Source organism: Spirulina sp. 06S082, from assembly GCF_034932145.1.
Classification (GTDB): domain Bacteria; phylum Cyanobacteriota; class Cyanobacteriia; order Cyanobacteriales; family Spirulinaceae; genus CCY15215.
This window is the reverse complement of the sequence record NZ_JAYGHV010000016.1, coordinates 19,291-27,025: the sequence shown is the minus strand read 5'-3', so window position 1 is coordinate 27,025 and position 7,735 is coordinate 19,291. Positions and strand designations below refer to the sequence as shown.

The 7,735-nt window shown below is 41.5% G+C and carries 7 protein-coding genes; 2 read left to right on the top strand and 5 right to left on the bottom strand.

The window, feature by feature from the left end; translation table 11 throughout:
- The 3 genes from VB714_RS02935 to VB714_RS02925 all read right to left on the bottom strand — a co-directional run.
- The coding region (locus VB714_RS02935) for a M3 family metallopeptidase (RefSeq protein WP_323221007.1) at nucleotides 1-1,289 on the bottom strand (1,289 nt) is incomplete at its 3' end.
- Nucleotides 1,290-1,299: 10 nt separating this feature from the next.
- Nucleotides 1,300-2,526 (bottom strand): glycosyltransferase, encoded by a 1,227-nt coding sequence (locus tag VB714_RS02930; protein WP_323221005.1) that lies wholly within the window; start codon nucleotides 2,524-2,526, stop codon nucleotides 1,300-1,302.
- Between the two features lie 75 nt (nucleotides 2,527-2,601).
- Nucleotides 2,602-3,864, bottom strand: coding sequence for a lipid-A-disaccharide synthase-related protein (locus VB714_RS02925; RefSeq protein ID WP_323221003.1), 1,263 nt, complete (start codon nucleotides 3,862-3,864; stop codon nucleotides 2,602-2,604).
- Between the two features lie 169 nt (nucleotides 3,865-4,033).
- On the opposite strand from VB714_RS02925, the gene ychF reads away from it, so the two are divergent.
- Both ychF and VB714_RS02915 read left to right on the top strand, forming a co-directional pair.
- Nucleotides 4,034-5,125: a redox-regulated ATPase YchF gene (gene ychF, locus VB714_RS02920; protein WP_416309590.1), complete on the top strand. Its 1,092-nt coding sequence runs from the start codon at nucleotides 4,034-4,036 to the stop codon at nucleotides 5,123-5,125.
- 92 nt (nucleotides 5,126-5,217) lie between these two features.
- The gene (locus VB714_RS02915) at nucleotides 5,218-5,793 is read left to right on the top strand and encodes a Uma2 family endonuclease (protein ID WP_204104142.1); all 576 of its coding nucleotides are present in this window, start codon (nucleotides 5,218-5,220) and stop codon (nucleotides 5,791-5,793) included.
- Between the two features lie 16 nt (nucleotides 5,794-5,809).
- Here VB714_RS02915 and VB714_RS02910 read toward each other — a convergent pair whose 3' ends face one another.
- Nucleotides 5,810-6,814, bottom strand: a complete 1,005-nt coding sequence (locus tag VB714_RS02910) for a YhdH/YhfP family quinone oxidoreductase (RefSeq protein WP_323220998.1) — start codon at nucleotides 6,812-6,814, stop codon at nucleotides 5,810-5,812.
- Nucleotides 6,804-7,733, bottom strand: a complete 930-nt coding sequence (locus VB714_RS02905) for a glycosyltransferase family 2 protein (protein ID WP_323220996.1) — start codon at nucleotides 7,731-7,733, stop codon at nucleotides 6,804-6,806. The genes VB714_RS02910 and VB714_RS02905 overlap by 11 nt, the downstream gene beginning before the upstream one ends.
- Nucleotides 7,734-7,735: the final 2 nt, after the last annotated feature.

The window sequence follows — 7,735 nt, the reverse complement described above, 5'->3', positions numbered from 1 at the left end:
GGATCGAGGAAGAAGTAAGCGATCGCCTCTCCCGTTTCATCTTTAACTTGAAAATAGCCAACATCTTCGTGCCAAACAGGAGTTTGACCGTTAGCACGAGAAATAGTAACACCAAAAAGACGTTGAATGAGTCCGAATAATCCATCTAAAACCTGGGGAAGCGGAAAATAAGGGCGCAATTCTTCTGCATTGAGAGCAAATTTTTCCTCTCTTTGTCGTTCCGACCAAAAAGGGAGATCCCAGGGTTTTAAATCGTCGAGTTTAGCAAATTCTTTTAACTGTGCTAACTCTTTTTGCGAGGCTTCATAAGCTGGCGATCGCAGTTCTTCGAGTAACTTTTCCACGGCTATAACATTAGGAGCCATTTTTTTGGCTAAACTTACTTCGGCATAACTGGAAAATCCTAAAATTTTTGCTTGTTCTTTTCGCAAAGCGAGAAGGCGATCGATAATAGGATTATTGTCCCATTTTCCACCAGAAGCGCGGGTAATTCTTGCCCGGTAAAGTTTTTTCCGCAAGTCCCGACGTTTCGAGTATTTTAGGAAAGGAAAAAAGGAAGGGCTATCCAATGTAACAACCCAAGGACCATCTTGAGGAGTTGCTTTTTTTTCTCCTTCCTCTCGGGCAATTTGTGCAGCTAAAGCTAAACAACTTTCAGGCAAACCTTCTACTTCGTTTTGACTCGTTAATTTTAATTTAAAGGCCTTGGTTGCATCAAGAAGATTATTAGAAAATTTAGTGGACAATTCTGCCAATTCGAGTTCAATAGTATTAAAGCGTTCTTGTTGTTCTCCTTCTAGGGCAACCCCAGAAAGTTCTGCATCGCGGATCGCTGCGTTTACAATCCGTTTTTGGGCGGGTTCGAGGTCATTAAAACCTTCACTTTCTTGGATCCCTTTAAAGGCTTTGTAGATAGTTTTGCTTTGATTGATTTGATTGCTAAATTTAATCAGTTCTGGCTGTACGGTTTCGTAGGCAGATCGCAATTCAGAGTTATTTTTCACTCCCATTAAATGCCCAATAACACCCCAGGTCCATGTTAATCGTTCTTCAATTTCTGTCAGAGGTTCAACTAAGCCTTCCCATGTCGGGGTTACAGAAGATTCTAATCTTGTTTGTTCGGTTTTTAAGTCTTCTAATAGTTGTTTAATTGCAGGAATAATGTGCTGGGGTTTAATTATATCAAAAGGAGGAAGTTCTTTGCCAATTAAAAGAGGATTATCAGACATATTTTTTTTGTTTTTGTTAGCTAGTTTGGGTTGGTTATTGGCGATATTTTTATCATTCATTATTTATCATTTATCTTTTTCCTGTTACTGACTCGAGTTTAACTTTTGGGACTTCAAAACCCATCTCTTTTAATTCCTGACGCAAGCGTTGTGCTTCGAGAAGATTCTGCATTTCTAATAGCGCGATCGCTTTGCCCATATTTTGCAATCCTAAATCGACTTTGCCGCATTTAAACCAGGCAACGCCTAAATTTTGATAGGCTTGGGCGTAGTCGGGTTTGAGTTCAATGGCTTTATTATAGGCTTTAATTGCCATGTCGAAGTTATTTTGTGCTTTTAAGGTCATGCCTAGATTATAGTAGCCAAAAGCAAAACTGGGATCGGCAACAACACTGGCAGCAAAAGCTCGTTCTGCCATTTGATATTCTCCCGCCGTAAATAACAATGTGCCAAGATTATTGTAGGAGCCTAATTTTAAGGCAGGCAGAATATTTTGTGCTAAAGCGGCTTGATAGTGAATGACTGCTTTATTCACATCTTGTTTGCGATTGTAAGCATTAGCGAGGTGATAATTCAACTCGTATATTACCATCGCCCCTGCATTCATATCTTTTAAACCACGCTCTAATAATTCGATGCCTTCATCTATTCTTTTTTCCTCTAAATATAGCGCACCTAATTTATTACAAGCATAAGAATCATCGGGATGATCTTTGATATAGCTTGCCATCGCTACTTTTGCCCGATCGCCTTTTTCTTTTGAGGCAATTTCGCGAGGATCGTAGCCATAATGAAGAACCGCAATACTGGGAATTGTTGCAATTTGCCAGTGAGGTTCTTTTTTAACTAATTCCACCACACTATCATCAATTAAGGCGTGATAAGGTCTGGAAAATTCAATTTTTGGATGTCTGCGAAAGAGGCGAGAAGTTAGAGAATAAGGACTTTGTGCTGCACCGATTTCTTTGCGAATTAAATTAATGACTAAAGCACGTTCTTCCAGCATTGCTATTTTCAGTTGTGGTGCAATATCGGGATTTAAACGTTCGTCTGCGTCCAAAATTAAAACCCAATCTCCCTCAACATATTTTAGTGCTTCATTCCTAGCTGCGGCAAAATCATTGTTCCAGGTAAAATAATGGACTTTCGCACCATATTCGGCGGCAATTTCCGGGGTGCGATCGCTCGATCCCGTATCGAGAATGACAATTTCATCCACGACACCTTTAACGCTATCTAAGCATTGTGGTAGCGATTTTTCTTCGTCTTTAACGATTGTACAAAGGCTGAGTTTCATAATTTTAGTGAGTAGGGAGTAGGGAGTAGGGAGTAGGGAAGAGGGAATAGGGAATAGGGAATTAAGAGAGGAGTCTCATCGATCATTCATCCTGTCTAATAAACATTTTGCAATTCTCGCAGCAGCACCTGGTTTTCCCATGCGTTTAACTCCATTTTGGGCAATCAATTGCAGGCGATCGGGTTTGGCTAAAACGCCTTGAATGGTTTTGGTTGTTTCTTCGGGTTTCTTGACCAAGATAACCGAATTTCCCAGCAAGCGTGTTTGCGCTTCGGCAAATTGGTAGTTAAATTGGGGACCTTCTCCTGGGAAAGTAATAACGGGTTTGCCTAAACCAACAAATTGTTCTGTTGCTGTCCCTGCCATGGCGATCGCAAAATCTGCGCTTAACAAACAAGCATTATAAGCATTTTGGGTCAATACTAATTGGGCGCGATCGCGGCGGAAAACCAGGGCAGAAAGATCGTTAATGGGGGCATCTTCCGGCAGGCTATTTTCTTCCTCCCATCCCATCAAACCCTTTTGAAACTCATCCAGATCGAGAGAGGGGGCGATCGCGGCCAGAAACAGCAAGGAACGACCGGGAAATTCTTGTAGGATATTAGCAACAGCTTGCAGAATTAATGCCCAATTATTATAGGCCTCCGGCGCTCTCGAGCCTGGCAATAATAACACTTTAAACGGTCTTGCCTTTTCCTGTTCTTCCGCATCTTTTTCGTAAAATATCGGTGCGGGAGAATCGGGTAAAATACCGTCCATCATGGGATTACCCAAAGCGAAGGCAGGCAAAGAAAATTGCTTTAAAACGCTGGTGGTGAGGCGATCGCGAGGAAAAATAGCTTTGCAGCGATCGCGCCCCATTAACCACCTTTCCCAGGGCAAATACACCGATCCCGACCAACTTTCCCAGCCGTGCGATCGCGACAACCAACCCGACTCATCTCGCAAATAATATTCTGATTTCGCCGTACCAACAAAAGCGTAATTTGCCCCACTCAACCAAGCAAAAAGTAAGGGGACGATATCTCCTACTGCTAACACGGAACCGCCGCGCTTGTGCCAGCGACGCACGAGACGATATTGGGCGCAGGTCAGCCCTAATAAGCCCCCTTGCACGTCTTTCCATAACTGTCGCCCATCCATGTAGATAAAGCCCCCAGAAGGCATTTTTTTCACCGGTCCGATAATGGGGATATCTGCCTTTGTATAAGCGTATCCTTCGCCGACGAGGGGAAGGGCGGCAATTTCTGGCGCATTGGGAAGTTTTCGCAATTCTTCGAGAATGCGAACGGCTATACTATCTTCTCCATGACCATTGCTCAGGCAAAGTAACTTCATACAGGGCAGTCGATCCTTGGGTTTACCTCGATATCTATTTCATTTTAGGGGTGAGGGGGAAAGAATTGTCTAAATGATGGGTTTAATGGAGCAAACCTCTCAGAATTAAGACATTGGCGGGAAATCTGTTATCATGGAAGATTGGTATATTATTTTAGCGATCGCACCCATGCTCAGAGCCGGAATTGTCGGATTGCCCAATGTAGGCAAATCAACTCTATTTAATGCCCTCGTTGCCAATGCTAAGGCAGATGCGGCAAATTTTCCCTTTTGTACCATTGAACCTAATGTAGGGGTTGTCGCGGTTTCAGATGAGCGTTTAAAGGTTTTGGCAAAACTTTCTAAGTCGAAACAAATTGTACCGACTCGCATGGAATTTGTCGATATTGCTGGGTTGGTGAAAGGGGCTAGTAAAGGGGAAGGTTTGGGTAATCAATTTTTAGCCAATATTCGCGAAGTTGACGCGATCGTTCATGTGGTACGCTGTTTTGAGAATGAAGATATTATTCACATTGCGGGTTCTGTGGATCCGGTGCGAGATATTGAAACTATTGATTTAGAATTGGCATTATCAGATTTATCGCAAGTTGAAAAACGCATCGATCGCGTGAGAAAACAAGCAAAGACGAATAAAGATGCGAAGGAAGAATTAACGATTTTAGAAAAGTTACAAACTGCCCTCGATGCTGGCAAAATGGCGCGTCAAATCGGGTTAACTGAGGAGGAATGCGAACTGATTAAACAGTTAGGTTTATTAACATTAAAACCGATTATTTATGCCACCAATGTTTCTGAGGATGACTTGGCTACGGGTAACGATTGGGTTAAAGAAGTTGAGCAGGTAGCGGCAAAAGAAAATGCTAAGGTAGTCGTTGTTTCGGCTCAAGTTGAATCGGAATTAGTTGAATTATCTGAAGAAGAAAGCAAGGATTTTTTGGAGGCTTTGGGAGTTGAAGAAGGAGGTTTAAAGTCTTTAATTCAAGCCACTTACGATCTGTTAGGATTGCGGACTTATTTAACGACGGGAGAGCAAGAAACTCGCGCTTGGACGATTATTGCTGGCATGACGGCACCCCAAGCAGCCGGAGTTATTCACACGGATTTTGAACGGGGTTTTATTCGGGCTGAAACGGTTAGTTATCACGATCTTGTTACTTTTGGTTCGATGAATGCAGCTAAGGAAAAAGGATTGGTTCGCAGTGAAGGAAAAGAGTATATTGTTAAAGAAGGAGATGTATTATTGTTCCGATTTAATGTTTAGTTTTAGAACTCTAGGGAGTTTGTCGTGCGGGTAATCTTGCCCACTTGCTGTGTTTTTTTAACTGAGATGCACCCTAAATTTGGAGAATAGCGATGGTACAAACACTCATTAAAAAGATAAGTATAGAGGAGTTTCTCAAACTTCCTGAAACTCGACCTGCCAGTGAATATATTAATGGTCAAATTTTGCAAAAACCGATGCCTCAAGGAAAGCATAGTAAAATTCAAGCGAAGTTAGTCACAACAATTAATCAATTCGTAGAAGAATCAGAAATTGCTCAAGCCTTTCCTGAATTGCGATGTGTTTTTGGAGGACGTGCGATCGTGCCAGATGTAACGGTTTTTGCTTGGGATAAAATACCGGTCGATGAAAATGATGAGATTGCCAATATTTTTAATGATATACCGGATTTGATCGTAGAAGTCCTTTCTCCAGACCAAAGCCAAACTAAAGTTACAGGAAAAATTTTACACGCTCTCAATTATGGCAGTCAAATGGGATGGTTAATCGATCCTTCTGCACATTCCATTTTAATTTATCCTCCACAACAGCAACCCCAACTATTAGATGAAGAGGAGCAAATTTTACCGGTTCCAGAATTAATTCAGGATTTAAAATTAACTGTGGGAGATGTATTTGGATGGTTGAAAAAATCAAAGAAAAAGTAAAGAAAACGGGTGCATCTCAAAGTTGCAAATTTACAACATCGACTAGAATTCGCCCGGTTATTTGTCCTTGCAGAATCTTGGTAATATATTCGGGAAGTTGAGAAAGCCCGATCGCCGTAGCCATTTCTGCTAATCCTTCTGGTTTCCATTCCGAAGCCAGTTTTTCCCATATCAATAAACGCAGAGATAGGGGACATTGCACTGAATCGATGCCAATTAAACTTACGCCCCGTAAAATAAAAGGATAAATCGTTGTCGTAATGCGATCGCCAGCGACTAAACCGCAAGTGGTGACAATTCCTCCATATTGCAAGGATTTGGCGATCGTGCCTAAAATATTACCTCCGACAGTATCGATCGCACCAGCCCAACGTGCTTTTAATAAGGCTTTATCTGTGATATCTTCCAGTTCTTTTCTCTCTATCATCGCATTTGCCCCGCAGGTTTTTAAAAACTTGTGGCGATCGCCTTTCCCACTCGCAGCAACGACAGAATAGCCCAATTTAGCGAGTATAGCAATGCTTAAACTCCCGACTCCACCTGTAGCCCCCGTGACGAGAATTTCCCCCGCTTCTGGGGGAATTTTAGCTTGTAGGGCATTAACTGAAAGTGCTGCGGTAAATCCAGCCGTACCCAAAATCATTGCTTCTTTTAAGGTTAACCCATTAGGAAGCGGAATAACCCAATCCACGGGAATGCAAATATATTCGCAAAATCCTCCCCAAGTATCCATCCCTAAATCAAATCCTGTCACCAAAACAGGCATATCTTTAAGAATGCGATCGCTGTTACTTTTGACCACAATTCCAGCCGCATCAATCCCTGGAATATGAGGAAATTTGCGCGTGACTCCTCGGTTTCCTCTGGCTGAAAGGGCATCTTTATAATTTAATGAAGAATAATGCACTCGAATCAAAATATCGCCCTCGGGAAGTGTGCTGAAATCTTGTTCGACAACGTTACCCAGAAATTGATTATCTTCAGATTGTGTAACGATAAAACCTTTAAATTTACTTTTCATTATAAGCAGAATATACTCCTTTTACGTTATACCAGTTGAGGAAAATTCGAGCAACTTCTAACGCCAATTGAGGCTTACCGCGATCGATAAGCCATTGTAAAAAGGGCGCTAATGTTTTTTCATTTAGCAATCCTCCTAAAGAAAGAATTCCCCATAAAATTCGATGAATCCATGTCATCTGGATCATCATTCGGACTTCCCAGGTGGGATGTTTTTCATAGAATAAAACTCCCATGCGTCCCCGTTGAATTTCTCGATCGATCAGGCTAGGAATTTGTTTTAAACTAAAAGCAGGATGCCAATGATAACCGACGGCTTCGGGACATTTAAGCAACTTTAAACCTAATTTTTTCAAACGCACTCCTAATTCTAAATCTTCCCAGCCGTAGAGTTGAAATTGCGTGTCAAATAAACCTGCTTCAAGCAGCCATTTTTTGGCGATCGCCACATTTCCCGTCGCAAAATAAGCCGCAGAAAAATCAGTAATTTTATAGGGTTCTGAAGTCGGATTTGTGAAATTGCAAGTATTAATCACCCAACCATAGGTAAAAATGCGATCGCTATTATATTCTTTTTCTCCTTGCAATAGGCGATCGGCATGGGATTGTAAGAATTTTTCCGTAACTACTAGATCGCTATCAATAAAAATAATGATATCACCTCGAGAGACTTCTACTCCTAAATTACGGGCTGCTGCGGGACCCTGATGATTTTGGGAACGAGTTATAACATGAGGAAATTCTAGTTTTTTCCCTTGCAACCAATCTAATGTTCCATCCGTTGAACCATCATCAACAACTATAATTTCATAATCTTCAATTATACTATTAAATCTCAAGTTTTGAGACTCTAATGCCTTTAAGCACTTTTCCAAAATTTGTTGGCGATTATAAGTGGGAATAACAATACTGAGAAACATAA

Excerpts from the sequence above, each read along its gene's own strand:
- VB714_RS02930 (WP_323221005.1), bottom strand. The coding sequence starts at position 2,526 with ATGAAACTCAGCCTTTGTACAATCGTTAAAGACGAAGAAAAATCGCTA.
- VB714_RS02925 (WP_323221003.1), bottom strand. The coding sequence starts at position 3,864 with ATGAAGTTACTTTGCCTGAGCAATGGTCATGGAGAAGATAGTATAGCC.
- ychF (WP_416309590.1), top strand. The coding sequence starts at position 4,034 with ATGCTCAGAGCCGGAATTGTCGGATTGCCCAATGTAGGCAAATCAACT.
- VB714_RS02915 (WP_204104142.1), top strand. The coding sequence starts at position 5,218 with ATGGTACAAACACTCATTAAAAAGATAAGTATAGAGGAGTTTCTCAAA.
- VB714_RS02910 (WP_323220998.1), bottom strand. The coding sequence starts at position 6,814 with ATGAAAAGTAAATTTAAAGGTTTTATCGTTACACAATCTGAAGATAAT.
- VB714_RS02905 (WP_323220996.1), bottom strand. The coding sequence starts at position 7,733 with ATGTTTCTCAGTATTGTTATTCCCACTTATAATCGCCAACAAATTTTG.